General features: G+C 57.3%; 24 protein-coding genes and 1 pseudogene. 10 read left to right on the plus strand and 15 right to left on the minus strand.

Annotated elements, in window-relative coordinates; all coding sequences use genetic code 11:
* Window positions 1–153: 153 nt before the first annotated feature.
* Window positions 154–1,470, plus strand: a complete 1,317-nt coding sequence (locus I9184_RS17060) for an IS110 family transposase (protein WP_245218192.1) — start codon at window positions 154–156, stop codon at window positions 1,468–1,470.
* 355 nt (window positions 1,471–1,825) lie between these two features.
* Here the strand turns inward: I9184_RS17060 and I9184_RS17070 are convergent.
* The 4 genes and pseudogenes from I9184_RS17070 to I9184_RS17085 form a co-directional block, all read right to left on the minus strand.
* A pseudogene (locus tag I9184_RS17070) lies at window positions 1,826–2,973 on the minus strand (IS3 family transposase).
* 94 nt (window positions 2,974–3,067) lie between these two features.
* On the minus strand, window positions 3,068–3,382 hold the full coding sequence (locus I9184_RS17075) for a DUF1244 domain-containing protein (RefSeq protein ID WP_209835258.1): 315 nt from the start codon (window positions 3,380–3,382) through the stop codon (window positions 3,068–3,070).
* An 87-nt stretch (window positions 3,383–3,469) separates the two neighbouring features.
* Window positions 3,470–3,709, minus strand: a complete 240-nt coding sequence (locus I9184_RS17080) for a DUF6868 family protein (RefSeq protein WP_171637671.1) — start codon at window positions 3,707–3,709, stop codon at window positions 3,470–3,472.
* An 87-nt stretch (window positions 3,710–3,796) separates the two neighbouring features.
* Window positions 3,797–4,534 (minus strand): N-formylglutamate amidohydrolase, encoded by a 738-nt coding sequence (locus tag I9184_RS17085; protein ID WP_209835259.1) that lies wholly within the window; start codon window positions 4,532–4,534, stop codon window positions 3,797–3,799.
* Between the two features lie 142 nt (window positions 4,535–4,676).
* On the opposite strand from I9184_RS17085, the gene pyk reads away from it, so the two are divergent.
* Window positions 4,677–6,122: a pyruvate kinase gene (pyk, locus tag I9184_RS17090; protein ID WP_171637669.1), complete on the plus strand. Its 1,446-nt coding sequence runs from the start codon at window positions 4,677–4,679 to the stop codon at window positions 6,120–6,122.
* 12 nt (window positions 6,123–6,134) lie between these two features.
* On the opposite strand, the gene I9184_RS17095 is transcribed toward pyk, so the two are convergent.
* Window positions 6,135–6,596 (minus strand): Lrp/AsnC ligand binding domain-containing protein, encoded by a 462-nt coding sequence (locus I9184_RS17095; protein ID WP_245218193.1) that lies wholly within the window; start codon window positions 6,594–6,596, stop codon window positions 6,135–6,137.
* A 198-nt stretch (window positions 6,597–6,794) separates the two neighbouring features.
* Between I9184_RS17095 and I9184_RS17100 the strand changes: the two genes are divergently transcribed.
* The 5 genes from I9184_RS17100 to I9184_RS17120 all read left to right on the plus strand — a co-directional run bounded on the left by I9184_RS17100 (window position 6,795) and on the right by I9184_RS17120 (window position 10,862).
* On the plus strand, window positions 6,795–7,232 hold the full coding sequence (locus tag I9184_RS17100) for a universal stress protein (protein ID WP_171724812.1): 438 nt from the start codon (window positions 6,795–6,797) through the stop codon (window positions 7,230–7,232).
* Window positions 7,233–7,245: 13 nt separating this feature from the next.
* Window positions 7,246–8,796, plus strand: coding sequence for an alanine/glycine:cation symporter family protein (locus I9184_RS17105; protein WP_171724813.1), 1,551 nt, complete (start codon window positions 7,246–7,248; stop codon window positions 8,794–8,796).
* A gap of 183 nt (window positions 8,797–8,979) precedes the next feature.
* Window positions 8,980–9,180 (plus strand): 50S ribosomal protein L35, encoded by a 201-nt coding sequence (gene rpmI, locus I9184_RS17110; protein ID WP_010443552.1) that lies wholly within the window; start codon window positions 8,980–8,982, stop codon window positions 9,178–9,180.
* 14 nt (window positions 9,181–9,194) lie between these two features.
* Window positions 9,195–9,560 (plus strand): 50S ribosomal protein L20, encoded by a 366-nt coding sequence (gene rplT, locus I9184_RS17115; protein ID WP_008756009.1) that lies wholly within the window; start codon window positions 9,195–9,197, stop codon window positions 9,558–9,560.
* A gap of 126 nt (window positions 9,561–9,686) precedes the next feature.
* On the plus strand, window positions 9,687–10,862 hold the full coding sequence (locus tag I9184_RS17120) for a peptidase S41 (RefSeq protein WP_209835260.1): 1,176 nt from the start codon (window positions 9,687–9,689) through the stop codon (window positions 10,860–10,862).
* A gap of 90 nt (window positions 10,863–10,952) precedes the next feature.
* Here the strand turns inward: I9184_RS17120 and I9184_RS17125 are convergent, their stop codons facing one another.
* Window positions 10,953–12,344, minus strand: coding sequence for an aminotransferase class III-fold pyridoxal phosphate-dependent enzyme (locus tag I9184_RS17125; protein WP_171229222.1), 1,392 nt, complete (start codon window positions 12,342–12,344; stop codon window positions 10,953–10,955).
* A gap of 221 nt (window positions 12,345–12,565) precedes the next feature.
* Here I9184_RS17125 and I9184_RS17130 point away from each other — a divergent pair, with 221 nt between their 5' ends.
* Entirely contained in the window at window positions 12,566–14,194 is a 1,629-nt protein-coding gene (locus I9184_RS17130) for an acyl-CoA synthetase (RefSeq protein ID WP_171637663.1), read from the plus strand.
* On the opposite strand, the gene I9184_RS17135 is transcribed toward I9184_RS17130, so the two are convergent.
* The 7 genes from I9184_RS17135 to hmgA all read right to left on the minus strand — a co-directional run bounded on the left by I9184_RS17135 (window position 14,173) and on the right by hmgA (window position 21,002).
* Window positions 14,173–14,526, minus strand: coding sequence for a DOPA 4,5-dioxygenase family protein (locus I9184_RS17135; protein WP_152457005.1), 354 nt, complete (start codon window positions 14,524–14,526; stop codon window positions 14,173–14,175). The genes I9184_RS17130 and I9184_RS17135 overlap by 22 nt on opposite strands.
* Before the next feature lie 86 nt (window positions 14,527–14,612).
* Window positions 14,613–15,251 carry a maleylacetoacetate isomerase gene (gene maiA, locus I9184_RS17140; RefSeq protein ID WP_209835261.1) on the minus strand — a complete coding sequence of 213 codons (639 nt, stop codon included), beginning with the start codon at window positions 15,249–15,251 and terminating at the stop codon, window positions 14,613–14,615.
* Window positions 15,252–15,262: 11 nt separating this feature from the next.
* Entirely contained in the window at window positions 15,263–15,460 is a 198-nt protein-coding gene (locus I9184_RS17145; protein ID WP_209835262.1) for a DUF2783 domain-containing protein, read from the minus strand.
* A 5-nt stretch (window positions 15,461–15,465) separates the two neighbouring features.
* On the minus strand, window positions 15,466–17,076 hold the full coding sequence (locus I9184_RS17150; protein WP_209835263.1) for an FAD-dependent oxidoreductase: 1,611 nt from the start codon (window positions 17,074–17,076) through the stop codon (window positions 15,466–15,468).
* A gap of 134 nt (window positions 17,077–17,210) precedes the next feature.
* The gene (locus I9184_RS17155) at window positions 17,211–18,161 is read right to left on the minus strand and encodes an MBL fold metallo-hydrolase (RefSeq protein ID WP_209835264.1); all 951 of its coding nucleotides are present in this window, start codon (window positions 18,159–18,161) and stop codon (window positions 17,211–17,213) included.
* A 10-nt stretch (window positions 18,162–18,171) separates the two neighbouring features.
* Entirely contained in the window at window positions 18,172–19,428 is a 1,257-nt protein-coding gene (gene fahA, locus I9184_RS17160) for a fumarylacetoacetase (protein WP_209835265.1), read from the minus strand.
* Between the two features lie 218 nt (window positions 19,429–19,646).
* Window positions 19,647–21,002 (minus strand): homogentisate 1,2-dioxygenase, encoded by a 1,356-nt coding sequence (gene hmgA / locus I9184_RS17165; protein WP_171232726.1) that lies wholly within the window; start codon window positions 21,000–21,002, stop codon window positions 19,647–19,649.
* A gap of 57 nt (window positions 21,003–21,059) precedes the next feature.
* On the opposite strand from hmgA, the gene I9184_RS17170 reads away from it, so the two are divergent.
* Together I9184_RS17170 and I9184_RS17175 are read left to right on the plus strand one after the other, a co-directional pair.
* On the plus strand, window positions 21,060–21,512 hold the full coding sequence (locus I9184_RS17170; protein WP_171120356.1) for a MarR family transcriptional regulator: 453 nt from the start codon (window positions 21,060–21,062) through the stop codon (window positions 21,510–21,512).
* A 60-nt stretch (window positions 21,513–21,572) separates the two neighbouring features.
* Window positions 21,573–22,823: an adenylate/guanylate cyclase domain-containing protein gene (locus tag I9184_RS17175; RefSeq protein ID WP_171637654.1), complete on the plus strand. Its 1,251-nt coding sequence runs from the start codon at window positions 21,573–21,575 to the stop codon at window positions 22,821–22,823.
* 8 nt (window positions 22,824–22,831) lie between these two features.
* Here I9184_RS17175 and I9184_RS17180 read toward each other — a convergent pair whose 3' ends face one another.
* Entirely contained in the window at window positions 22,832–23,062 is a 231-nt protein-coding gene (locus I9184_RS17180; RefSeq protein WP_209835266.1) for a hypothetical protein, read from the minus strand.
* A gap of 46 nt (window positions 23,063–23,108) precedes the next feature.
* Complete coding sequence (locus tag I9184_RS17185; protein WP_245218194.1) at window positions 23,109–25,163, minus strand: alkyl sulfatase dimerization domain-containing protein; 2,055 nt, start codon at window positions 25,161–25,163, stop codon at window positions 23,109–23,111.
* Between the last annotated feature and the right edge of the window lie 80 nt (window positions 25,164–25,243).

Here is a 25,243-nt window from a genome sequence, read left to right on the forward strand (position 1 = left end):
CAGTCCGTCTTGATTGGTAAGCGCATGAATTTTCGTTCCTAATCCGCCGCGAGAGCGACTTAAACACCGGCGCGGGTCTTTTGCGGAATGGCCCGCCCCTCCCGCCGGTACCAGGCTATGGTGCCGTTGTTTCAGAGAGGAAGGAGCGAACCGATGACTATTGTGACCCTTGGAATCGACCTGGGCAAGAACCTGAACAGCGTGGTTGGACTGGATGAGACTGGGCAGATCGTTCTGCGCCGACGCGTCAGGCGGGCGACGCTTGCCGATCTTGCAAACAAACTTCCGGCTTGCACCGTTGCCATGGAGGCGTGCTGCAGGGCGCATCATGTCGGTCGCCAGTTCGCCGCGAACGGGCATGAAGTGCGACTGATGTCGCCGGAATACGACCGCCCTTATGTCCGCGCGCAGAAGAACGATGACAACGATGCGGCCGGGATCGCCAAAGCGGCGACGCGACCAACGATGCGTTTCGTCGAGATGAAAAGCCAGGATCGGCTCGACCTGCAGACCTTGCACCGGGTCCGCTCCCGTCTGGTGACCGCGCGCAAGGCGCTCTTGAACCAGCTTCGCGCGATCCTGCTTGAACGCGGCCATGCGTTCCGGCAGGGGCGCAAGGTTCTCGAGCGAGAGCTTGGCCCGTTTCATGCCGAACCGCCGTCGGAACTGTCGCCCCGTATCGTGACGCTGATCGAAGACATGCGCGCCGAGTGGCGGTCGCTTGATGGGCGGATCGATGCATTGAATGACGATCTGGCCGACCATGCACGGTGCGACGCGGCGGCGCGCCGACTGACGTTGATCCCCGGGATCGGTGTGCTTGGCGCGACAGCCCTGGTTGCTGCGGTCGGGGACGGTGAGGCATTCCGTCGGGCGCGCGACATGCCGGCCTGGCTCGGTCTGGTGCCGCGGCAGATGACGACCGGCGGCAAGCCGAAGTTGCTGGGTATCACCAAACGAGGGAACCGATACCTGCGCACGCTGCTTATACACGGTGCGCGGGCGGCACTACCCAGCCCGTCGCGTCAGGAGACGGCGCTGGGCGCCCGCGTGGCGCGGGAGCTGGATGCGCTTGTGCGGGTCTATGGCAAGCCTGACAGCATTGTCAGCGATAACGGGACAGAGTTCACCAGCCGCGCGATCCTGAAGTGGGCGAACGACAATGGTGCTGAATGGCACTACATCGACCCAGGTAAGCCCCAGCAGAATGCCTTCATCGAGTCGTTCAACGGTAGCCTGCGTGATGAGCTCTTGAACGAGGAGATGTTCGACAGTCTGGGCGATGCCCGACGAAAGCTGGCGCTGTGGCGATACGATTACAACAACGTCAGACCGCACTCATCGTTGGGGAACAAAACGCCCGCAGAAGCGCGCCGGACGCTTGAGCAACTTGAGGGCTCCGCGCCCGGCGCGCTTGCCCAAATCAACGACGAAGAATATGAAAACCAGAACCGCAGACTCTCGTTATGAATGAGGGAGCCTCGGGGGCAGGTCAGGCAGGACTGTCGAAATTAGATTTGGTCTAGGCATTTCTGCTTAGGAGCGAAGTAGTTCGGCAAAGGCCAAATCCTGCTCCCGCAACCAACTTTAGCGAACAGTCGTCGGAATCAAGGCCCGCCTCATCAGCGGGTTTTGCTTTTTTGGGCATAGTGATCAAAGCGCCCTGCATGTCCAGGATGCGGTTCTTGGCTCCATGGTCGTATGAAACAACAACCCGATTCAGCAGTTCGTTCAACTCAGAAGTTCGTGCAACTCATCGCTCGTTCTGTAAGTTGCTCTGATACCCAACCTTCTGCCACTTGGGCATAGTGTCTTCCACCTTGTCTCAGTATGGCGGGCTGGTATCGCCATGTGGGTTTGCCAGCATTGCCGGTGGGATGTTCCCGATGGTGCTGTGCGGTCTTTCTTCGTTGTCGTATCTACGCCATTCCTCCATCTTTTCGCAAGCATCTGCCAGCGACAGGAACCAATGCGTGTTCAGGCATTCTGCCCTGAACTTTGAGTTGAACGCTTCGATGAAAGCATTGTCGGTCGGTTTGCCAGGGCGGGAGAAGTCGAGCGTAACGCCGTTGTGGTAGGCCCATAGATCCAAAAGTCCCGAGAGATGAAATCGCTGCCGTTGTCCACCCGTCTCGTCGCTGGGAATCCGATCTGCCGACACACTCGATCCAGCGTGACAACAACGTTTTCGCCCTTTTGGCTGAACCTTGGGGCAATGACGGGTGAGACGCGCGAGAACGTATCGACCACGGTCAGAATACGTAGCTTGCGGCCAGTCGCAAGCTGATCATGAACGAAGTCCCTTTCGGCAGATTGCACTTGCGCAATCGCCTATCGGGCAAGGCATGACCCACACATCATTGGGCCTCACGGCATCCGAACGATCCTCTTTCAGCTTGGCTTTCACCCGCCGTTTTGGTGATTTGTTCCGTAATTGCAGCCTCATTGCGTGGTAAATCCTGTGGACTTTCTTGACGTTGGCTGGCCAACCCTCCGGGCGCAACAGATAGTGCACACGCCTGTATCCATAGCGAACACGGGTCTCGCAGATCTCCTTGATACGCCGATTCAGGACGGCCGGATCGGTGCGCCGGGAAACATACTGGCAGGTCGATCTGTCGAACCGCAACACCTTGCAGGTGCGTTTGACAGACACTCGCCAGTCTTCCCGAACACCGTCGATAAGCTCACGCTTCCGATCAGGCCTCAGAGCTTTCGCTTGATGACGTCCTACAACATCTCCCGATCCAGCGTCAGTTCGGCCACGATGCGTTTCAGACGGCCGTTCTCGTCTTCAAGCTTTCGCAACCGCCGCATGTCGGATGGCAACATCCCCGCATACTTCTTCTTCCATTTGAAGTAGATTGCCGAGCTGATCCCAGCTTCTCAGCACACTTCGGCAACCGTCTTGCCTTCTTCGACCTGCTTCAAAACAAACGCCTTCTGTGCGTCCGTAAATCTCGCTGCTTTCATCGCTTCCGATCCCGCTCCAACCAGGGATTCGTCGCGGAATACTCTAATCACAAAAGGCCGGCAAATCAGGTTTCAGAGCATGAGCTCTGAGCTGTCAGTCTTTCGTGCCGACGTTTTCTTCGAACGCAACCTTGAAGGCGGCCTGTTTCTCGGGGCTGGCCTCGGTTTGATATTTCGATTTCCATTCATCCATCGTCATGCCGTAGAAAATCTTGCGGGCTTCATCCTTGCCCAGTTCGATTCCCTTTTCGTTTGCCGCTTCCTGATACCAGCGCGACAGGCAGTTGCGACAAAACCCGGCGAGGTTCATCATGTCGATGTTCTGAACGTCCGTGCGGTCTTCCATCAGGTGCTTTCGCAACCGGCGAAATGCGGCAGCCTGAAGTTCAATTTCGGTTTGCTTGTCCATGATCTGGCTCCGGATGGCGATTGAGTTGCTGCTGACCTAACAATCCAGTGGACCCGTTACAAGAAACGGACGTGCCGAAGCGCCTTTTCACATCAGTTTCAAAGCCAGCCACGGCACGATGCAGAAAACCAGCGTCAGGATTTTGTAGTTCGCAAGATACCTGAAATAGGCGCGTTTCACATCCGGGCGTTCCATCCGAAACATCCTGCCGTGAATGCCGGCAATCCAATCCTGCAAAAGCAGAACCATCAGGGTGGTAAACAGAAGCACCGCGATATTGAGCACGGCCATCCAACCAAAAAACATCGTCAAAAACTCTTGTGTCATGATGACCCCCTTTCCCCGTTGATATGGGAAATGAAGGCCGTGCTCACAACAGCGTGATGCGCGGAAAAGCATGCGCAGGACTTGCGGTCAAAGGTCGCCGGCTTCCAATGCGTCCTGCAGGATTACCGCCAACCGCTCGGCCCATTCCCTTTGACCCGTATGGTCTGCGATCAAGTCGTTGCGCAGCTCGATCAGTGCGTTGGGGCGTCCGAACGCGGTACAGTGTTTGTCGATCGCATCCCCCGGCAGAACTCCGGTATACGGCTCGTTGACGCCAACGCACAGATCTTCCTCGGCCTGAAGCCTTTCGATCAGCGGGCCAGAGAACCGCTCGTCCGAGGTGTGCAGCACGCCAATGTGCCATGGGCGGGGCTCACGACCGCGCAGCTGGCGCGTAAAGGAATGCATCGAAACAATCACAGCATGGGGCAGGGCCGCCATTTGTGCCAGTGCCTCGTGGTAAGGGCGGTAGCACATATTCAGGCGACGCTCGCGTTCGTCATCATCTGCATGGCGATTTCCGGGGATGATTGACCCGTCATAGAGCTTCATCAACAGCGTGGGATCGTCTTCACCCCGGTTAGGGTCGATGACCAACCGCGAGAAGTTGGCGGCAATCACCGGTGCGTTCAGGATCTCGCCCAAGTGTTTAGACACCTCATACGCGCCCACATCATAGGCGATGTGGCGTTCCATATCCTCGCGCGGCAGGCCGAGGTCGCCACCATTTACGTCTGGGGGAACAGTGTTGGTTGCATGGTCGCATGTAATCAGCCAGCGAGACGGGCGATCCGCACCGTGGACGAAAAATGGAGTGTATGTCATGAGCCTGTCATCTTGTTTGCCGCAGATGTAGGGCAGTTGCTTTGGAAAGGGAATTGCGCAATAAGCATCGAAATGATGTTTGCGGTAACATTTCGCGAAATCTGATCTGCAAACTTGAGATGACGTAAGGAGGTCTATGCCAATGCGACGCCTGAGAAATGTGAAAATCGTGGCGACGCTGGGGCCAGCGTCAAATGACTATGACACAATTCGTGCCCTGCACGAGGCTGGCGCGGATGTCTTTCGTCTGAACATGAGCCATGGCAGCCATGATGAGATCCGCGAACGGCACAAGATCATTCGGCAGGTGGAAAAGGATCTGGACAGCCCGATTGCCATTCTGGCCGACCTTCAGGGGCCCAAGCTGCGCGTTGGTGTCTTTGCCAATGAGGCAGAGGAGCTGGAAGAAGGTGCGTCCTTTCGGCTCGACCTCGACCCTGCTGCGGGCGACACCAAACGTGTCTGCCTGCCGCATCCCGAGATTTTTGCGGCGCTTGAGCCGGGCGCGCGCCTGCTGGTGAATGACGGCAAGATCCGACTGATCGTTCAGGACTGTGGGCAGGATTTTGCAAATTGCACGGTCGAGGTGGGTGGCACGATCTCGAACCGCAAGGGTGTCAACGTTCCTGATGTGGTGCTGCCGCTGGCGGCTTTGTCGGCCAAGGACCGAGAGGATCTGGAGTTTGTCTGCCAACTGGGTGTGGACTGGTTGGCGCTGAGCTTCGTGCAGCGCGCCAAGGACGTTTTCGAGGCTCGCGCGCTTGCGGATGGTCGCGCAGCGATCCTGTCCAAGATTGAAAAGCCTGCGGCAGTTGAGGCGTTTGACGACATCCTTGATGCGTCGGACGGGATCATGGTGGCACGCGGCGACCTGGGTGTGGAACTGCCCGTGTCTGCCGTGCCTCCGATCCAGAAACGACTGGTCCGTAAATGCCGTGGGGCAGCCAAGCCCGTCATCGTCGCCACACAGATGCTGGAAAGCATGATCGAAAGCCCGATGCCGACCCGTGCCGAAGTGTCGGACGTTGCGACGGCGATCTACGAAGGCACTGATGCCATCATGCTCAGCGCGGAATCGGCTGCCGGTGCCTATCCGATCGAAGCGGTGCAGACGATGAACAAGGTTGCCATCGAAGTCGAAGCCGACCCGACGTATACGCAGATCATCGCAGCCTCGCGTACCGCCAAGGGAACCACCGTTGCGGACGGGATCGTTGCCGCCGCGCGTGAAATAGCCGAGAAAACCGATATCAAGGCGATCTGCTGCTTTACGCAAAGTGGCACGACAGCCGCATTGACCGCGCGCGAACGTCCCGGTGTTCCGATTATCGCGATGACGTCGCTGATGGGAACGGCGCGCAGACTCTGCCTGAGCTGGGGTTGCAACTGCGTCATGACGCCCGAACTCGAACGGTTCAAAAGCGCGGTTGTAAACGCAGCGCGCGCCGCAAGGGCAGGGGGCTTTGCAACTGAAACTGACCAGATCGTTGTCACCGCCGGGGTGCCGTTCAACGTACCGGGAACCACCAACATTCTGCGCGTGGCACCTTGTGACGAGCGACTGATCTACAGCACGGATCCCGAATAACCAGAACGGGTATCAAAGCCCGGACACCCGTTGACCAACCGGCTCTTTCACGGCCTCCATGACCGTGAATGAGCTGGTTTGGTGAATCCCGGGCAGCTTGTTGATTTTCTCGCCCAGTATCATCCGGAAATGCGCGATATCGCGGGTGCGGACAGTCAAAAGATAATCGAACGACCCTGCCACCATCAGGCAGCTTTCGATTTCCGGCACATCGCGTACGGCCTCGTTGAATTTTTCCAGGGATTGCTCGGCCGTTGCGGTCAGCGACACCTGTACGACGGTCAGAAGGGCCAGGCCCATTCTCTCTTTGTCGACGATGGCGCTATAGCCCTTGATATAGCCGTTCTTTTCCAGCCGTTTCACACGTTCGGAACAGGGCGTATTCGTAAGGTTTACGCGCGCCGCAAGCTCAACTATTGAGAGCCGGCCATTGGCCTCAAGCTCGTGCAGGATGCGTTGATCGATATTGTCCAATTCTCTACTAATCAGTAAAATTTCCTGTTATTTTAGTGCAAAACGACAATTTCCACTGAGTATAGACCAAAAAAATCCCCAATTCCTAGTGAAAATTCCTGATACTTACCAAAGGGTGGTCTTATTGAAAGTTCCAAGTTCCGGCTGCCCTGCCGGGGGCACGGGCCTCGGCCAAATGAAAAATAATGGAGGAACGACATGACAACAAAGATTGTCATAGGACTCGACGGGACAGAGACCGGTGAGCGCGTGATTGCCTTTGCCAAGGATTTGGCAAAGTTGATCGGGTCGTGTGAACTGGTGGTCGCTTATGTGATCGAATGGTCCCCTTACACCTTTCAGACACCGGAAGAAAACGCACAGCGTCACAAGCGACGGGAAGAAGAGGTTGATCTGGCGACGTCACGTATCGTGACACCTGCCGTTGAGGCCCTCAGAGAGGCTGGTTTTGAAGCGCACGGTGTCGTTCGCCACGGCGACGTGGCCGAGACCTTGAACGCCATTACAATGGAAATGGGCGGCTCGCAGATCGTTGTCGGCCGGTCTTCGGCGGACGGGATCAAGAAACGTATCTTCGGCAGCTCGACCCAGAACCTTGTGATGCATGCCGATGTTCCGGTCACGGTTGTGAACTGAAGGGAGGGACAAAATGAGAATGCTCAAACAACTCGGCGCCTCGATGGCAGCCGCCATTGTCGCCAGCCCTGCCTTTGCGCAAGATGCTCCGGGGCTTGATGAAAAAATCAATCAGACATTCGCTGATCTGACCGGTCCATTCGTCAGCTTCATCTTCGCGCCATTCCCCGGGACCAGCTTCCCATGGATCGTGATGTGGCTGGTGATCGCTGCGACGGTCTTCACGCTGTATTTTGCTTTTGTGCAGATGCGGTTTTTTGGCCACGCAATCAGTCTTGTCAAAGGTGACTATTCCGACCCCAATGATGCAGGCGAGGTCAGCCATTTTCAGGCTCTGGCCACAGCGCTGTCCGGAACAGTCGGTCTGGGGAATATCGCGGGTGTTGCCGTCGCCGTCGGCATCGGCGGACCGGGCGCAACCTTCTGGATGATCCTGGCCGGTCTTCTGGGGATGGCGTCGAAATTCACCGAATGTACGCTGGGCGTGAAATACCGCAACGAGTACGAAGATGGCACCGTTTCGGGTGGCCCGATGTACTATATGTCCAAAGGGTTCAACGAACTGGGCTTGCCGGGTGGCAAGATCCTTGCGGTTTTGTTCTCGATCTTCTGTATCCTTGGCGCGCTGGGTGGGGGCAACATGTTCCAGGCCAATCAGGCGCATCAGCAGATCGCGGGAATCGTGGGTGACTATCCGGGCTGGATTACCGGGCTGGTCTTCGCAGCGGTTGTTTTCATGGTCATCGTCGGCGGCTTGAAGTCTATCGCACGGGTGACCGAGAAGGTGGTGCCGTTCATGGGCGTTCTCTACGTTCTGACCGCTCTGGTCATCATCTTGATGAATGCGGATATGATCGGCTGGGCCTTTGGTCAGATCTTCGCCGGCGCCTTCACCGGTCTGGGTGTTGCAGGCGGCATGGTCGGGGCGTTGATCCAGGGCTTCAAACGTGCGGCGTTTTCGAACGAAGCGGGTGTTGGCTCGGCAGCGATTGCGCACTCGGCTGTTCGGACCAAGGAACCGATCACGGAAGGCTTCGTTTCCTTGCTGGAACCGTTCATCGACACAGTGGTGATCTGCACAATGACCGCTCTGGTCATCATCATCACCCAGCAATTGATCATCGATCCGGAAACCGGAAACTACATGCTGAATGAGGCCGGCACGGCGATTGCCACTGTTGACGGCAACTCGGGTGTCAGCCTGACTTCTGCCGCCTTCGGCAGCGCGTTCGGTTTCTTCCCGTATATCCTGGCGGTTGCGGTGATCCTGTTTGCCTTCTCGACCATGATCAGCTGGTCCTACTATGGCCTCAAGGCCTGGACCTACCTGTTTGGTGAGGGTCACACCAAAGAGCTGGTGTTCAAGATCATCTTCTGCATCTTCGTCGTCATCGGTGCCGCAGCCAACCTTGGCCCGGTCATCGACTTCTCGGATGCGGCGATCTTTGCGATGGCGGTGGTCAACGTCTTTGCGCTCTACTTCCTGATGAAAGTGGTGCGTCAGGAGCTGGCTTCGTATTCCGAGCGCCTGAAAACCGGTGAAATCCGGAAATTCGAACACTGAACCCAATCACTGGGGCGGCCTTTGTCGCCCCAGTGCCCGATCAGCCGGCAAAAAGCGCAGAATCTGATCCAAACCCCCTTGCCAGTATGACCGAACTTGCGTAAACGGCGCTTCTGATCGCGTGACCGGCCGAGATGGCATGCCGAGTCGCGTCTGGAACCGAACCCGAAAAAGGAGACGGAAATGCCTAAGATGAAGACCAAGTCGAGCGCCAAAAAGCGCTTCAAGGTGACTGCGACCGGTAAGGTCCTTGCTGGCCAGGCCGGCAAACGGCACGGCATGATCAAGCGGACCAAGAAATTCATCCGCGACGCCCGTGGCAACACCACCCTGTCCGCCCCCGACGCCAAGATCGTCAAGGGCTACATGCCCTACGACCGCTAAGAGGAGATTAAGAGATGTCCCGCGTTAAAGGTGGAACCGTAACTCACGCCCGTCACAAGAAGGTCATCAAGGCCGCCAAAGGTTACTATGGCCGCCGTAAAAGCACCTTCAAGGTTGCCCGTCAGGCCGTCGACAAGGCCAACCAGTATGCAACCCGCGACCGCAAGAACCGCAAGCGCAACTTCCGCGCCCTGTGGATCCAGCGTATCAACGCTGCTGTGCGTTCGCATGACGAGGCACTGACATATTCCCGCTTCATCAACGGCCTGAACCTGGCCGGTATCGAGGTGGACCGCAAAGTTCTGGCCGACCTGGCCGTGCACGAACCGGAAGCGTTCGGCGCGATCGTCGCCAAAGCTCAGGCCGCTCTGGCTGCCTGATCCTCTTTCGAGAGACAGTGAAAGAAAGGCCGTCCCATTTGGGGCGGCTTTTTTGTTTTCCATGGATTGGACGTCGGTGTTAAGCACACTCTGGACATCGTCCGGCAGTCGTGCGCACCTTAAACTATGACGCTGGTACAAGACTTTGAGCAAGTTTTAGAAACTGCCTTGCCACGTGATCCCAGCTTTCGGCGGATCGAACAGACGGCGATAGACAGTTGCATTAGTGATGCCCGAAGATACGCTTCAGAAGGTTTAAAAGAGGCCTTTCTGTTTTCAACAATGCGCCTACTGGCACTTCCCGACAACGGGCACACACGGCTGATTCCGAATGATGCCATCTCGGTGCTCCCGCTGAGATTCGTGAGCATCGGAACTGCCATCCAGTTAGTTGGTACGGCACCAGAAACAACTGCGCCCAGAGGAAAGCTGGTTGCAGTCAACGGTACACCGTTAAGCCAAATCGAAGCCGCCTCAGGAACATTTCTGGCAGGAACGCGCCAAAGGAAACGGGTAATCGGATCGATTATACTCGTGTGGCCCCATGCTTTGGCTAGTCTCGGTTTTTCCTCAAAAGACGAAACGACCGAGTATCGCGTGCAAGACGAGAACGGTCAGATATCCGAATTCAAAGTGGAAAACAGTCATACGGTTCCTGCATCAACGCTCTACCCGAGAAACGAGCATGGCCGGGCCGATCCGGCTTGGACACCCGAGAGACTTGTGGAGACTAAGGGCTGGCGGGGACTTGGGCTTTCGATACTGTTGCCCAGTTTTCTCGATTCAGGAGAAGGTGCGCTGCCGAAAGCCATCTCAGGTGCAGCAGAACAAGTAAGCGTTTGCTCGGAAAAAACGCTCTTGATTGATATTCGTGGAAACACCGGTGGCGACTTTCTTAAAACGATGCCCTTGATCGACGCCATCTCTGAAAACGCAAGCAGGCAGGTTGTTGTGCTTGTCGATAAATTCACGTTTTCGGCTGCGATAGTTTTTGTCGCCATCCTCAAACATCGATTGGGACCTAGGCTCAAGCTCATAGGGGAAGAAATGGGTGACGGGTTGACGTTTTTTGCCGAGGGAGGTTCGCTCGATTTGCCCACCAGCGGGGCGGTCGTTCGATACTCATCGGCTTTTCACGATTGGGAGAACGGAACCAGCGATGAAACCACACCAGCCGAGATCGCGCGGGAACTAGTTCCGGCTGGACCACTGGATTTGGATTGGGAATTAATCAACGAACCTACCGCTGAAGATGCAAACGGCGCGTTCTATCAACGAATTCTCAGAAGTCTGAGAAATTAGAGGAATGGCAGGAAAGTCCGCGTAGATGCCATGCGAGCGAAAAAACCGGCGCATTTTAGCGCCGGTTTTCATAGGTTCCGTTAAGGTAACTTATCCGAACACACGCCCCAGCGCGCCATCGACCGCGTCGGTGATCTGGTCGATGTCATCCGCCGTGGCGATCAGGGCGGGCGAGAAGCACAGCGTGTTGTTGCGGCTTGGGATCGAGCGGTTGGTGACGCCGATGATCACGCCCTGGTTCATACAGTCGGCCACAACCGCCTGCGCCAGTTTCTCGTCCACCGGCTCTTTTGAACCACGGTCTGCGACCAGCTCGGCACCCAGGAACAGGCCCTTGCCGCGCACGTCGCCAATAACCTTGTGCTTTTCCATCAGCGCCTGAAGGTTGCCCATCATGCGGTCACCCATGGCCGCGCAATTGCCCAGCAGGTTTTCATCCTCGATGATGCGCATGTTTTCGATCGCAGCCGCCGGACCGGCAGTGCAGCCACCAAAGGTCGAGATGTCGCGGAAATAGCTCATCGGGTCCGAAGCATCATCCTTGAACATGTCAAAGACCTCCTCGGTGGTGACCATGCAGGCAATCGCGGCATAGCCCGAGGCGACGCCCTTGGCCATGGTCACGAAATCCGGCTTGATGCCGTATTGCTGATAACCGAACCATGTGCCGGTGCGGCCCACGCCGCAGACAACCTCGTCGATATGCAGCAGCACGTCGTATTTCTTGCAGATCTCCTGCACGCGCTGCCAGTATCCTTCGGGCGCTTCGATCACGCCGCCACCTGCGGTCACCGGCTCAAGGCACAGCGCGCCAACGGTGTCGGGGCCTTCGCGCAGGATGACCTGTTCGATCTGATCTGCGGCCCATTCGCCGAAGTTCTCTTCCGGTGCACCATCCAGCTCGTGCTTGCGGTATTCCATGCAGTGCGGCACGCGGACGAAATCAGGTGCAAAAGGTCCGTATTGTGCGGTGCGCTCGTCCTGACCGCCTGCCGACATGGTTGCCAGAGTCGAACCGTGATAGTCGCGGTCGCGATACAGAATCTTGGTCTTCTTGCCGCCGTACTTCTTGTGCGCGATCTGGCGCACCATCTTGAACGCCTTCTCGTTCGCTTCAGAGCCCGAATTGGTGTAATACACGCGGCTCATGCCGGGCATCTTGTCGATCAGTTGCTCGGCAAAGATCGCGCCGGGGATCGAACCGGCCGAATTGGCGAAATAGCACAGTTTCATCAGCTGGTCGTAAACGGCCTTGCAAATCGATTCGCGGCCATAGCCGACGTTCACAGTCCAGACGCCGCCGGAAACCGCATCCAGATGCTCTTTGCCTTTCTGGTCCCAGACGCGCATGCCTTTGCCTTCGACAATGATGCGGGGATCGTTGGTTTCAAAGGGTTTATGCTGAATCAGATGGTGCCAGATATGGGCGCGGTCGGCTTCGACCACGCGGGAAAGATCGTTTTCGTTGAACGTGCCGTCCATGACAAGTCCTTTCAGTGAGGTGCGGTGCACGGGGTGCGGAGATGGCGTGCCCCGGCATATGTTTAAGATACTTCAGATCACCGCGAATGGCCGGATCTAAGTAGGGCCAGATCGCACCATCCCGTATTGCCAGTCAATAAGGGGACCGTAATACTACGGATTTGTCAGAGCACCAAGTTTATGCTCAAGTCGCGCAAACCGAGTGCAGGGAGGATCAGCAGTTGGCAGCGACCAATATCTATGAGCGTCATTTGGACAAATGCCGGGCGAATTACACACCCTTGTCGCCCCTCTCCTTCATTGAGCGCACGGCGCAGGTTTATCCCGATTACCCGTCGGTCGTTTATGGTGAGCGGCGGTATACCTGGGCTGAAACCTATGCCCGGTGCCGCCGGCTGGCGGGGGCCCTGAATGCGCGGGGTATCGGAAAGGGAGATACCGTATCAATTATTGCCGCAAACATCCCCGAGATGTACGAAGCGCATTTTGGTGTGCCCATGGCGGGCGCCGTTTTGAATGCCATCAACACGCGTCTGGATGCTCCGATAGTCGCTTTCATCCTGAACCACGCCGAAACCAAGGCGTTGTTGGTTGACCCCGAGTTTTCCGGCGTCGTGAAGGAGGCGCTGGAGCAGGTTGATCATGATATTCTGGTAATCGACATCGAGGATCCCAGCTTTGAAGGCGGTGAAAGGCTTGGCAGCCTGACCTATGACGCCCTGATATCAGGGGGCGACCTGGAATTTGATTGGTCACTGCCCGAGGACGAATGGGACGCGATCACCCTGAACTATACGTCCGGCACAACGGGCAATCCCAAGGGCGTGGTTTATCACCACCGCGGCGCCACCCTGAATGCACAATCGGATTTGCTGGACTGGGACATGCCCAAGCATTCGATCTATCTGTGGACCTTGCCGATGTTTCACTGCAACGGCTGGTGCTTCCCCTGGGCCATGGCCGCCAATGCGGGCGTGTCCGTCTGTCTGCGCGCCGTGCGTGCCGAGCCGATCTATGCGGCATTCCGCGACGAGAAGGTCACCCATTTCTGCGGTGCTCCTATCGTTTTGAACATGCTGGCCCACGCGCCGGATGAACTGAAAGACTTTGACCATCAGATCAAGGTGATGACCGCTGGTGCTCCGCCGCCGGCCGCCGTGATCGAAGCGATGGAGGCGATGGGGGTCGAAGTCACGCACGTTTATGGCCTGACCGAGACTTACGGGCCCTCGGTCGTTTGTGCCTGGAAGGATGAATGGAACGACAAGGGACCCGAAGACCGTGCTGCCCTGAAAGTACGGCAGGGCGTGCGGTATACGGCCCTGTCTGGCCTGATGGTGGCCGATCCCGAAACGATGGAGCCCGTGCCCGCGGATGGCGAAACCATGGGCGAGATCTTTATGCAGGGCAACGTGGTGATGAAAGGGTATCTCAAGAACCCTGATGCCACCGATGGGGCCTTCAAGGGCGGCTGGTTTGCATCCGGCGATTTGGGCGTCATGCATCCGGATGGCTATATCGCGCTCAAAGACCGGTCCAAGGACATCATCATTTCAGGTGGCGAGAACATCTCCTCCGTCGAGGTCGAGGGCATTCTCTACAAACACCCGGCAGTAATGGAAGCGGCGGTTGTGGCCCGGCCAGACGAGAAATGGGGCGAAACCCCCTGTGCCTTTGTCGAGCTGAAGCCTGGTACAACCGCGACCGAGGCAGAGCTGATTGCCTTTTGCCGGGACAACATGGCCCATTTCAAAGCGCCCAAGACCGTGGTGTTTGGCACCCTGCCGAAGACTTCAACCGGCAAGGTGCAGAAATTCGTTCTGCGGGATCAGGCGCGGGCGCTGGGCTGAAGCGTGTCAAAGATCGACAGGTCCAGATCCAGCATTTCACCCATCCAAATCGCGCGATCGCGGTGATCGGCCAGATGGTCGCCAGTTTCCGGGTGGGTGAAAACGGTAAGACCTCGCCGGTTCAGCATCAACCACGGAGTGACCTGATCGAAGGCATCAGCGGCAAAGCTCAACTGGCAGCTCCAGCGCGGGTGGGGGCCAACATTGCGGCTATGCATGCGCCCCATCCGGACGGGGAACAGACGGGCGGCCTCTTCGCAGACCTGTTGCGCCGTGTGCTGCGTATCGGCGTCGAAATAGACATGGGCGTGGTATCCGGTGATCTCGGGCATCAGAACCTCTTTTGCTTTGATGAAACAAAGCTAAGTCCGATTGCGACGAACGCCTAGGCACACCGGCACACAGGACCTGTGCAAGCTTATTGGGGTGCGTGCCTGTCAGGATGCGCCGCGACAAATGCGGGGTGATCGGCACAGGCCTTTTCGACACCCAGCAGACGCGGCATGTCCGACAAGTCGACCTTCCACCGGCGTGCATTGTAGATCTGCGGGATCAGGCAGATGTCGGCGAGGCCGGGCTGTGAACCAACGCAATAGGGGGTTTGTTCAAACTCACCCAACATGGTCTCGAAGGCCTGCAACCCCGGCCGGATGAAGTGCCGCATCCACTCTCCGGGCATGTCGGTCGGATCTTTGCTGAGGGTGGTCGCATGGCGAGCAACTGAAAGGTTGCAAACAGGGTGAATGTCCACCGCAATCGCATAGGCCAGCGCCTGCACGCGCGCGCGCCCTGCTGCATCGTCGGGCAGAAGGTTCAATTCACGTGTCTTGTCCAGATAGTCGAGAATGGCCAGAGACTGAGTCAGCTGCTGCCCGTCAATATCCAGCACCGGAACCAACCCTTGTGGATTTCGCGCAATATGTGCATCGCCCTTGTGTTCGCCGCCCACCAGGTCGACGACAACCGCGCGATAGTCGATCCCGGCCAGATTCAGGGCGATCCGCACCCGATAGCTGGCCGAGGACCGCCAATAGTCATAAAGGACGGTTTTGCTCACATTCGAATCCGTCACTTGTCGGCCAGGGTGACGGCGCGAATAGCGTCAGACAACACCGCCTTGTCGCCGATGTGATTGGCCAGCACCAGAACCAGTCGGGCGTTCAGCGCGTCACTGTCGGCTTTTTCAAGCCCTTCATGCGCGGCCAGCAGCTCGGCATAGAAGTCGTCAGCATCGTCGATATTCGGGGAAAGGATCAGGTCAGACATCTCGCTCACTCCTTACCACAGGCTCTGCGGATTGCATGGCGGAAACTGTTTTCTTCATAACTGTCCCGGCGCGCCGCCACGTGCTGATCAGGACGGATCAGATAAACCGCGCTGGTTGCGTCGCCCAGATAGCGACGTTTCAGCGCCAGGGTCTGGTCATCCTTGACCGACAGCGCCAACCGCGTGACCTCGACCCCGTCTTCTTCCAGCACCTCCGGGGCATCCGCGTCAATCGTCAAAAGGGTGAATTTGCCTGCCAGTTTGGGCAACAGGAACGCATCACCCAGCGGCGCGTCCGGGCAGGCCGAGCCGGGGCGCGTTTCGGCTGGGCCATCCAGCGCGTCGGCAGAATTCAGGGTCGAGCCGTCATAGGTGCAAGGTTGACTCAGGCGTCCCGAATTCACCAACGGACGCGCAAATTCGTACTTCTCGCTGAGGTCCAGAACCGCATCCCGCAGAACCCGCGACATTTCGGATTTCGGCGTGATGAAATCGGTGGAGCGGCTGGATTTCTGGATGTTCTCATCAGCCCCGTGCACGCGTTCCGCGTTGTAGCTGTCCAGCAGGCTTTCGGGGGCTTTCCCATCCAGCACCAGTTTCAGTTTCCAGCACAGGTTGTCAGTGTCTTGCAGGCCGGAATTGGCACCGCGCGCGCCAAAGGGGCTGACCTGGTGCGCGCTGTCGCCTGCGAATAGGACGCGCCCTTTGCGGAAGCTCTCCATGCGGCGACACTGGAACGTATAGATCGAGACCCACTCCAGCTGAAACTCGACGTCATCGCCCAGCATCGCCTTGAGGCGCGGGATCACATTCTCGGGGCGCTTTTCGCGTTCCTTGTCGATGTCCCAACCCAGTTGCAGGTCAATACGCCAGACATTGTCGGGTTGTTTGTGCAAAAGCGCGGATTGCCCGCGATTGAACGGCGGGTCAAACCAGAACCAGCGTTCCGAGGGGAAATCGGCATCCATGATCACGTCCGCGATCAGGAAATTGTCTTCGAAAACACGCCCTTCGAAATCGATGCCCAGCATGCGCCGGGTGGGCGACGCGGCACCATCGCAGGCGATCAGCCATTCGGCCTCGAGTGTATAAGGGCCTTCGGGGGTTTCGACCTCCAGCCGAACGTGATCTTCGTGCGTACCGATTGCGTCAACCTTGTTGCGCCCGCGAATTTCAATCGGTGCGCCTTCTGTCTGCAACTCGCGCACGCGTTCCACAAAGAAGTTTTCAAAATGGTATTGCTGCAAGTTTATGAAGGCCGGGTTGGCATAACCTTCGTCCGGCTGAAGGTTGAAATCATAGACCTGACGGTCGTCGAAAAAGACCTTGCCCCGGTCCCACAGCACACCTTTGTCGACCAATTGCTGGCCGCAACCCAGCCGGTCTGCGATTTCCAGCGTGCGCTGAGAAAAACAGATGGCGCGGCTGCCGAAGCTGACTTTGTCATTCTCGTCCAGAACCACAACTTCGACCCCTTGCTGGGCCAGATCGATGGCGGCGGCCAGACCAACCGGCCCCGCACCGATAACGATCACCTTGCGCCTGACGGGCGTCGGGCTGTCCAGATCCGGGCTGCGTTCATATCCGTAAAGCGGCGTTTCAAAGATCTTGTTCATGGGCTCCCCCCGAAACAGATGCACCGATGTGCTGCATGTCCTGTCCCCCGGCGACGGGCGCCGGAGGTCTTAGATTATGGTTTCATCGAATCCCGCCGCAAAAAACGATCTGGATCAAACTCGACCGTTTTTCGTCAGCCTTGCAGGGCTTCCCACATCTCGAGGTCGCGCTGGGCGGTCCAGATGCGGGGCGTGTCAATGCCGCGCGCCTCGTCATAGGCGCGGGCCACGTTGAACGGCAGGCAGTGCTCGTAGATTGCGTAGTCGGCGAACTTCGGATCGCATTCAGCGCGGACTGCGTCCCAGGCCTCTTTCAGGGACCCGCCGCGCGCGGCAACCTTCGCCGCCGGCCGGTATGTGCTTTCGACAAAATCGCGGGTGTTCTCGATGGCCGCATTCACCATGTCCTTGCCAACCAGCGCGTTACCGCGCCCCGGTGCGATGGCGTCGACGTCGAACCACTTGATCTCGTCCAGCGTGTCGCCCCAATCGCTGAAATGACCGTCGCCGCAATAGCAGGCCGAGTGATATTCGACGATATCGCCGGTGAACATCACGTTCTGATCCGGCACATGGATGACGATATCGCCAGCTGTATGCGCGCGGCCCAGATGCATCAGGTCGATCCGGCGGTTGCCTAGATACACCGTCATCGTATCGCTGAAGGTGGTGGTGGGCCATGTCAGGCCAGGGATGCTTTCATGCCCTTCAAAGAGGCGCGGGAAGCGCTGGAATTCGCTGTCCCAGTCTTCTTGACCCCGCTCGACGACCATGGCGCGGGCCATGTCCGACATCAGGATCTGCTGCGCGCCGAATGCGCTTGCGCCCAGAACACGCACTGCGTGGTAGTGGGTCAGGGCCACATGCGTGATCGGTTTGTCGGTGACGGAACGCACGCATTCGATCACCTTATTTGCCAGACGCGGAGTCGCCTGCGCCTCGACAATCATCACGCTGTCGTCGCCGATGATTACACCCGAATTCGGGTCGCCTTCGGCGGTAAAGGCATAAAGCCCTTCACCGACTTCAGTAAAGCTGATCTTTTTTTCCGACATGTCCCCCTGGGACGCGAATGCCTTGGCCATGGTGGGTTCCTTATCGTGAATATGGGTTTTCAAGAGCGGGCAAAACGGTGCCGACACATTCACCGAAGCCGATCGTGTAGCCGTCGCCACGAGCTGCGCCGGTAAGCGTCAACGTGTCGCCATCGTCGATGAAGCTGCGGGTTTCACCGCTGTCCAATGTCAGAGGTTCCTTGCCGCCCCAGCTAAGCTCCAGCAACGAGCCACGTTCAGGTTTGGTTGGCCCGGAAATGGTTCCCGATCCCAGCAGGTCGCCCGTGTTCATGGGGCATCCTGATGTGGTGTGATGCGCCAATTGCTGCGCAGCGGAATAGTACATCTGGTTGTAATTGGTCCGGGCAATCGTCGAGGCGGGTTGCCCGGCAGGTGCCATGGTGATCGCCAGATCGATGTCATAAAGCATCGGGCCGCAATCCTTGAGGTGATCCAGAAGCTCGAACTCGCGGGGTGGCGTGTCACAGCGGAATGGCTCGAGCGCCGCCTTGGTCACGATCCACGGGCTGATCGAGGTTGCCGTGGCCTTTGCCTGAAACGGGCCCAGCGGCTGATATTCCCATGCCTGGATGTCGCGCGCAGACCAGTCATTCAGAAGCACGTAGCCGAAGATATTGTCATCCGCTTCCTGAACGGTGATCGGACCATCCGAGGGCGTTCCGACAATCGCGCCCATCTCAAGCTCGATGTCAAAACGGCGACTGGGCAGGAAGGCGGGCAAGTCCTGATCGGGGGCTTTCAACTGACCCCAGGGGCGGCGAATATCCGTGCCTGATACCACGACCGAAGATGCGCGGCCGTTGTAACCAATGGGAATGTGCAGCCAGTTCGGTGGCAGGGCGTTTTCCGGCCCCCGGAACATGGTGCCCACGTTGAAGGCATGGTTTCGGCCTGCGTAGAAATCGGTGTATTCGCTGACCGCAAAGGGCAGATGCATTTCCGCATCTTCTTGTTTGACAAGCAGCGGTTCGACCTTGGCTTGTTCATCTGAACCCTCGGCCAGCAGGCTGATCAGCCGCTCACGCAGGGCCGCCCAGACGGCTGGGCCTTCCTCCATGAGAGGGTTCCAGAACGGCATGTCGAACAGCGGCTCATCGCTCAGGGTGATCAACCCCTCGGCTTCGGCGGCGGTGACGTCGAGGATCATGTCACCGATGGCCACACCACAGCGGGGATCATCACCTTCGGTCGAGAAGACACCATAAGGCAAATTGTTCAGTGGGAACGGATGTGTCGCGTCATTGGCCGACGCCACCCACGAAGTCATCAAAGGCATATCTTGCCCCTATTTTGTTATATTCTAAGAGGTTCGAGAGGATTTTAGCTTTGGAACGGCGATAGCAAAAGCACGAAGCCGCCGCGGTTGTGGCATGTCATATGCACGAGGCGTCACTGCACACCGGTTGCCGAGGCACGTTGGCTCGGAAACCGGTTCAACTCCGGCATGTTCAGCGCGGGCAGGACGACGGCAATGAAACTGAACCGATGGGTGGCTCATTTCTTACCCGGCGTTCCGTCGAACTTCTTCTCAAGCGATGTCCAGCAGTCGATATAGTCATCCTGCAACGGCGCTTCGGTGGCGGCAAACGAGGTCAGGTGCTGCGGGAAGCGGGTTTCGAACATGAACGACATTGTCTGGTCCAGCTTGTCCGGCCCCAGGTTTGAGTATGACGCCTTGTCGAAGGCCTCCCTGTCGGGGCCGTGTGGGATCATCATGTTGTGTAGGCTTGTGCCGCCGGGAACAAAGCCCTGCGGTTTCGCGTCGTACTGGCCGTAGATGTTGCCCATCAGCTCGGACATGATGTTCTTGTGGTACCACGGCGGGCGGAACGTGTCTTCCATCACCATCCAGCGTTCACGGAACAGGACAAAGTCGATATTGGCCGTACCGGGCTGGCCGGACGGAGCCGTCAGAACTGTAAAGATCGACGGGTCGGGGTGGTCAAACAGGATCGCGCCGACGGGGCAATAGTTGCGCAGGTCGTATTTGTAGGGCGCATAGTTGCCGTGCCATGCCACGACATCCAGCGGGCTGTGGCCGATCTTGGTTGTGTGGAATTGCCCGCACCATTTGATTGTCACGGTAGAAGGGGTTTCACGATCCTCATAAGCGGCCACCGGCGCCTTGAAGTCGCGCGGGTTGGCCATGCAGTTGGCACCGATTGGTCCGCGACCCGGCAGTTCAAACTTCTGACCGTAATTCTCGCAGACAAAGCCGCGCGCAGGGCCTTCCAGAACCTCGACCCGGTACAGCAAACCGCGTGGAATGATAGCGATCTCCTTGGGTTCCAGGTCGATGATTCCCAATTCCGTCGCAAATCGCAGGCGTCCTTCCTGTGGCACAACCAGCAATTCGGAATCAGCCGAAAAGAAATAGTCATCCACCATGGATTCCGTGACCAGATAGATGTGGCTTGCCATGCCGACCTGCGTGTTCACGTCACCTGCGGTCGTCATGGTCCGCATACCCGTCATCCAGTTCAGACCTTCATCGGAATGCGGGATAGGATCCCAGCGGTATTGTCCAAGGCTGATCACATCCGGATCAATGCAGGGGGCCGATTTCCAGTAGGGAAGATCGATTTTTTCATAACGGTGTGAGTGCTTTACCGATGGGCGAATTCGATAGCACCAGGTGCGCTCGGGCGGGTTGGCGGTAAAGGCGGTGCCGCTCAGCTGCTCTCCGTAAAGACCATAGTTGCACCGTTGCGGGCTGTTCATGCCTTGCGGCAGGGCCTCGGGCAGGGCCTCGGTTTCAAAGTCATTTCCAAAGCCAGGCATATAGCCTGCATGAGTTCCGACAGGCGTCGCAGCCTGTGTCAGCGTATGCGGATCAGTCGGACGATTCATTGCGTTTTCCTCCGTTTGCTGCTTGTCGGGTAATAGTTGATTTTGTAACTAACAAGCATGACACACGATGAATCCGAAAAAAATGATGACTTTTATCTGCAAAATTTTCTGCCCTTCCTGCTGAATCAGGCGGCCGAACGGGCTTCGCTAGAGTTTCAGGCAGTTTACAAGGGCCGCTATGGGATGCTCAGAACCGAATGGCGGGTATTGTTCCATCTGGGTTTGTTTGGCGAGATGACCGCCAAAGAAATCGGCGAGCGCGCCAGAATGCACAAAACCAAAATCAGCCGTGCTGTCGCCAAGCTGGAACAGCGTCGATACCTGAAACGCACACGGGACGAAGCGGATCGGCGGGCGGAATGGTTGACACTAACACCAGCAGGGCAAGCTGTGTATCGTGACCTGCGCGGCGTAGCTGCCAATTACGATGCGAAACTGTCAGGCCTGTTCAAACCGGAAGAGGCCGCGTTATTGCGACAAATGCTGCAAAGGTTGGCTGGTTTGGACTGACCTATGGCAATTGACGCGGCCTGCCCCCAAATGGGGATCATACTTGATACGGACAACAAAATGACATTGCCAGATTCCGCTTCAGTTTTCTCACATTCCCTGATCGAATGGCTGGTCAGCAAGGGGCTGGAGGGCGCCGGGCAAGAAGAGCTGTTGGAAGGGTTTTGTGCCCGATTGGTGGAAATGGGTATTCCTTTGATGCGCTTTCATGCGGCGCAGTCGACTCTGCATCCGGTTTACGGAGGTACCGGTTACAGCTGGTACAACGGCGCGGGCGGTGAATCCGAGAAATTTGAGTTCACGGAAACGCCCAGCGAAGTTTGGCAGCAAAGCCCACTCTATACGCTGCTGAACGGTGATCTGGATGAAATCCGGGTCAAACTGGTCGACCATAATGAACCCAGCCGCTTTCCCTTGTTGAATGATCTGCGTGAAATCGGAGCGACCGATTATTATGCCACCGGCCTGTCATATGAAGGGGCCAGACAACTGCGCCCCGACGGTACGAAAAAGGTCAGCGATGGTGTTCTGATGTCCTGGACCAGCGACGCACCGAACGGATTCGAAGACAGCGATCTGAACCAAATACAAACTGTACTGCCGCATCTGGGGCTGGCGCTCAAATCCGCCAAGAACCAGGAACTGGCCAAGGATTTGATGCGGGTTTATCTGGGGCGGGATGCCGGTCGCCGGGTTCTGTCGGGTGAAATTCGGCGTGGGTCTTTGCAGCAAATCGACGCTGTGATCTGGAATTTCGACCTCGAAGGCTTCACCACGCTGTCCGAAGACCTGCCGGGGCATGAGATCATCGACATGCTGAACGACTATCTGGCCGTCGCCGTGGGTGTGGTGCATGACAAGGGCGGCAACATCCTGAAATTCATGGGTGACGGCCTGATGGCAATGTTCGATGTCGGAGAGATCGACGAAGACGCCCGTGCCGCGCTTGAGGCCGTGCCCTTATTGCAGTCCCGCATGGATGAACTGAACGCAAGGCGCCGCGCGCAGGGTCTGCCGGTGGCCAACTATACGCTGGCCTTGCATTCGGGCGAGATTCTCTATGGCAATATCGGGTCCGAGACCCGGCTGGACTTCACGGTGATCGGCCCGGCTGTCAACCAGGCCGCCCGCATTGCGGGAATGCACCGGTCTTTGGGTCAGAGGATCCTGATCTCGGATGATGTCGCCCGCGCTGCACAGCCCTGCGCGCAGGAGCTTGTCTCGGTCGGTCGCTACATGCTGCGCGGGGTGAATGAACCGAAAGAGCTGTTTACGGTGTACAGCCCCGGCGGGCCATCGGAAACCAATTGAAACTGCGGCTATTCCTTCCAGCGGTGCCGAAGCTGAAAAACGTGATGGAACGCCTTTGACCCGCCGGGATTGATCGGATAATCGCGTATGTTGTGGATTTGAGCCAGTATCTGGTTCGAACCCAGATCCACCGATGCTGCACCGGGGACAAGCGACAGAACCTCACATAATTCTGATATCTGCCGGAAAAGGTGACCCAAGCCGGTCTTGGGTTTTGCCAGCTTTATTCCTGCTGCCATGAATCCATGCCGACTTGGGTCTTGCCAGTTTCAATCCATGTAGAACTCAGCCTCCGTTTGAGTTCGCCAGCGGCGGTTGAGCAAAGTCATTGGCTGGCGCTGTCAGGTCCGCGGCTCCGGTTCCGGGCATCAACTCGAACCCAAGATCAAACTGGTCCAGAGTCGAAGCCAATTGCGACACAACATCGGTGTTGCCCTCGGATTGAGCGGTTCCGTCCGCCAGCATATCGACAAGCTTGCTCTCTCCGGTCATGACTTTCTCCAGATCCGCTCTGTTCAAGACGATCGACAGGTCTGCGTCGGGTGCCTTTCGATCAACGATGTGGGTCAGCGTGGCGTTGCTCATCTCGACGACGATGTTTTCATCCCGGTCCGGAATCGACAGGTTGATCGTGAATTCCATACCCGCCGCCTTTTCGCTGTTGACGCGGATGGCTATGAAATCAAGCCACATTGAGGTTTCCATCGCCCGGATCGTGTCAGGGCCGGTGGTTTCGATAGTTGCACCTTGCGGGATGCCGTTGCGCAATTCGTAAGCGGCACCAAGGAACGAGTTGCGAACCGAAGGGCTTTCTTTTTGATAGCCGATCTGCTCGAACGCATCAGCCAGCAGGTCCTTGGCTTGCTGATTTTCCGGTTCGGCATAGACCAGTTTGTTCAGGATCTCGGTTGCGTGCAAGTATTGCCCTGCGTCAATCAAGTCCTGCCCCTTGGACAGGATCGGATCGGCACCGCCCATCATCTCAACATACAGTGGTGCGCTGTCCTGGGGCGACAGAGGCGTCAAGGTGGTCGGGTTCGCATCCCAATACCCAAGATACCGGTTGATCACTGCCCGGCTGTTATGTTCGACCGAGCCGTGATAGCTGCGCGCAGCCCATTGCTGCCGAAGACTTTCGGGGACCTCATAGACATTATGGACCTCATTGATGGTCACACCCTTGTTAGCCAGATTCAACACTCCGTTGTTGAGGTTGGCGTAGGTGTCGCGCTGTGCACGCATGACCTCTTGAATGCGATCATTGCCGAAACGCGGCCAGGAATGCGAAGCGAACATCAACTCAGCTTCCTGCCCGAACTCATAAAGCGCGTCATTGATATGCTTCGACCAGCTGAGCGCATCGCGGACCAGCGCGCCGCGCAGGGTATAGATGTTGTGGATCGTGCCGGTGATGTTTTCCGCAGCCCAGAACGCCTTGAGGTCGGGGAAATAGGTGTTCATCTCGGCAGGGGCTTCGGTGCCAGGCGTATTCTGGAAGATCATGCGCACACCGTCGATGGTGATCTCTTCATAATCGTCCGAGACATAGCGGGTCGGCTCGATCAAGCCGGTGGTTCCGGCCGAGATGTTCTTGCCGATCGACTGATCCACATGACCATGCGGATCGCGCGGCAGCAAAACACCGTATTGGAAGAACAGACGGCGGTTCATCACGTTTCCTGCATAGACGTTCTCGGACACTGCATGTTCCATGAACCCTTCGGGTGCGATGACCTCGACCCCATTGGCCACATCTTCATCGGTGATGACACCACGGACACCGCCGTAATGGTCGGCATGTGAGTGCGAATAGACAACCGCCTTGACCGGCAACTCGCCTACCGTGTCATTCAACAGTTTCAACGCCGCCGCCGCCGTTTCCTTCGATGCCAGTGGATCGAAGATGATCCAGCCGGTCTCGCCGCGGATGAACGAGATGTTCGACAGATCGAAGCCGCGCACCTGATAGATCTTGCCTTCCAGAATCTCGTAAAGACCATAGTTCATGTTCAGGATCGCCTGACGTTGCAGCGATGGATGGATCGAGTCGAAATCCTGCCCTTCTTCCAACAGGAAGTCATAGCTGCCGATGTCCCACGCGACAGTGCCGTCTTCGGTCTTGATTTGGCGATAATCCGGAACGGCGATCAGACCTTTGCGGCTTTCTTCAAAATCGCGCTGATCGTCAAATGGTAGAGAGTCGCGCATCTGCTCCTGAAATTCGACCGTGAATTTCGATGGCATCTTGCCCTTGGGGTCAAAGTGATCCTGCGCGACCGCGGCACCAGCCGTCAAAATCGAAAGCGCGGTAGAGAAAAAAAGTGTATGTCGGCGTGCCATGTTCAAACGGTTCCTGTCGAGTTGAATGCAAATAACGAAAGCGACAAGGAAGCAGCAATAAAATCACACCACTAGGGAAA

This window comes from Ruegeria sp. HKCCE3926 (assembly GCF_017872515.1).
Lineage (GTDB): Bacteria > Pseudomonadota > Alphaproteobacteria > Rhodobacterales > Rhodobacteraceae > Ruegeria.

Excerpts from the sequence above, each read along its gene's own strand:
- I9184_RS17060 (WP_245218192.1), top strand. The coding sequence starts at position 154 with ATGACTATTGTGACCCTTGGAATCGACCTGGGCAAGAACCTGAACAGC.
- I9184_RS17075 (WP_209835258.1), bottom strand. The coding sequence starts at position 3,382 with ATGGACAAGCAAACCGAAATTGAACTTCAGGCTGCCGCATTTCGCCGG.
- I9184_RS17080 (WP_171637671.1), bottom strand. The coding sequence starts at position 3,709 with ATGACACAAGAGTTTTTGACGATGTTTTTTGGTTGGATGGCCGTGCTC.
- I9184_RS17085 (WP_209835259.1), bottom strand. The coding sequence starts at position 4,534 with ATGACATACACTCCATTTTTCGTCCACGGTGCGGATCGCCCGTCTCGC.
- pyk (WP_171637669.1), top strand. The coding sequence starts at position 4,677 with ATGCGACGCCTGAGAAATGTGAAAATCGTGGCGACGCTGGGGCCAGCG.
- I9184_RS17100 (WP_171724812.1), top strand. The coding sequence starts at position 6,795 with ATGACAACAAAGATTGTCATAGGACTCGACGGGACAGAGACCGGTGAG.
- I9184_RS17105 (WP_171724813.1), top strand. The coding sequence starts at position 7,246 with ATGAGAATGCTCAAACAACTCGGCGCCTCGATGGCAGCCGCCATTGTC.
- rpmI (WP_010443552.1), top strand. The coding sequence starts at position 8,980 with ATGCCTAAGATGAAGACCAAGTCGAGCGCCAAAAAGCGCTTCAAGGTG.
- rplT (WP_008756009.1), top strand. The coding sequence starts at position 9,195 with ATGTCCCGCGTTAAAGGTGGAACCGTAACTCACGCCCGTCACAAGAAG.
- I9184_RS17120 (WP_209835260.1), top strand. The coding sequence starts at position 9,687 with ATGACGCTGGTACAAGACTTTGAGCAAGTTTTAGAAACTGCCTTGCCA.
- I9184_RS17125 (WP_171229222.1), bottom strand. The coding sequence starts at position 12,344 with ATGGACGGCACGTTCAACGAAAACGATCTTTCCCGCGTGGTCGAAGCC.
- I9184_RS17135 (WP_152457005.1), bottom strand. The coding sequence starts at position 14,526 with ATGCCCGAGATCACCGGATACCACGCCCATGTCTATTTCGACGCCGAT.
- I9184_RS17145 (WP_209835262.1), bottom strand. The coding sequence starts at position 15,460 with ATGTCTGACCTGATCCTTTCCCCGAATATCGACGATGCTGACGACTTC.
- I9184_RS17150 (WP_209835263.1), bottom strand. The coding sequence starts at position 17,076 with ATGAACAAGATCTTTGAAACGCCGCTTTACGGATATGAACGCAGCCCG.
- I9184_RS17155 (WP_209835264.1), bottom strand. The coding sequence starts at position 18,161 with ATGGCCAAGGCATTCGCGTCCCAGGGGGACATGTCGGAAAAAAAGATC.
- fahA (WP_209835265.1), bottom strand. The coding sequence starts at position 19,428 with ATGCCTTTGATGACTTCGTGGGTGGCGTCGGCCAATGACGCGACACAT.
- hmgA (WP_171232726.1), bottom strand. The coding sequence starts at position 21,002 with ATGAATCGTCCGACTGATCCGCATACGCTGACACAGGCTGCGACGCCT.
- I9184_RS17170 (WP_171120356.1), top strand. The coding sequence starts at position 21,060 with ATGACACACGATGAATCCGAAAAAAATGATGACTTTTATCTGCAAAAT.
- I9184_RS17175 (WP_171637654.1), top strand. The coding sequence starts at position 21,573 with ATGACATTGCCAGATTCCGCTTCAGTTTTCTCACATTCCCTGATCGAA.
- I9184_RS17180 (WP_209835266.1), bottom strand. The coding sequence starts at position 23,062 with ATGGCAGCAGGAATAAAGCTGGCAAAACCCAAGACCGGCTTGGGTCAC.
- I9184_RS17185 (WP_245218194.1), bottom strand. The coding sequence starts at position 25,163 with ATGGCACGCCGACATACACTTTTTTTCTCTACCGCGCTTTCGATTTTG.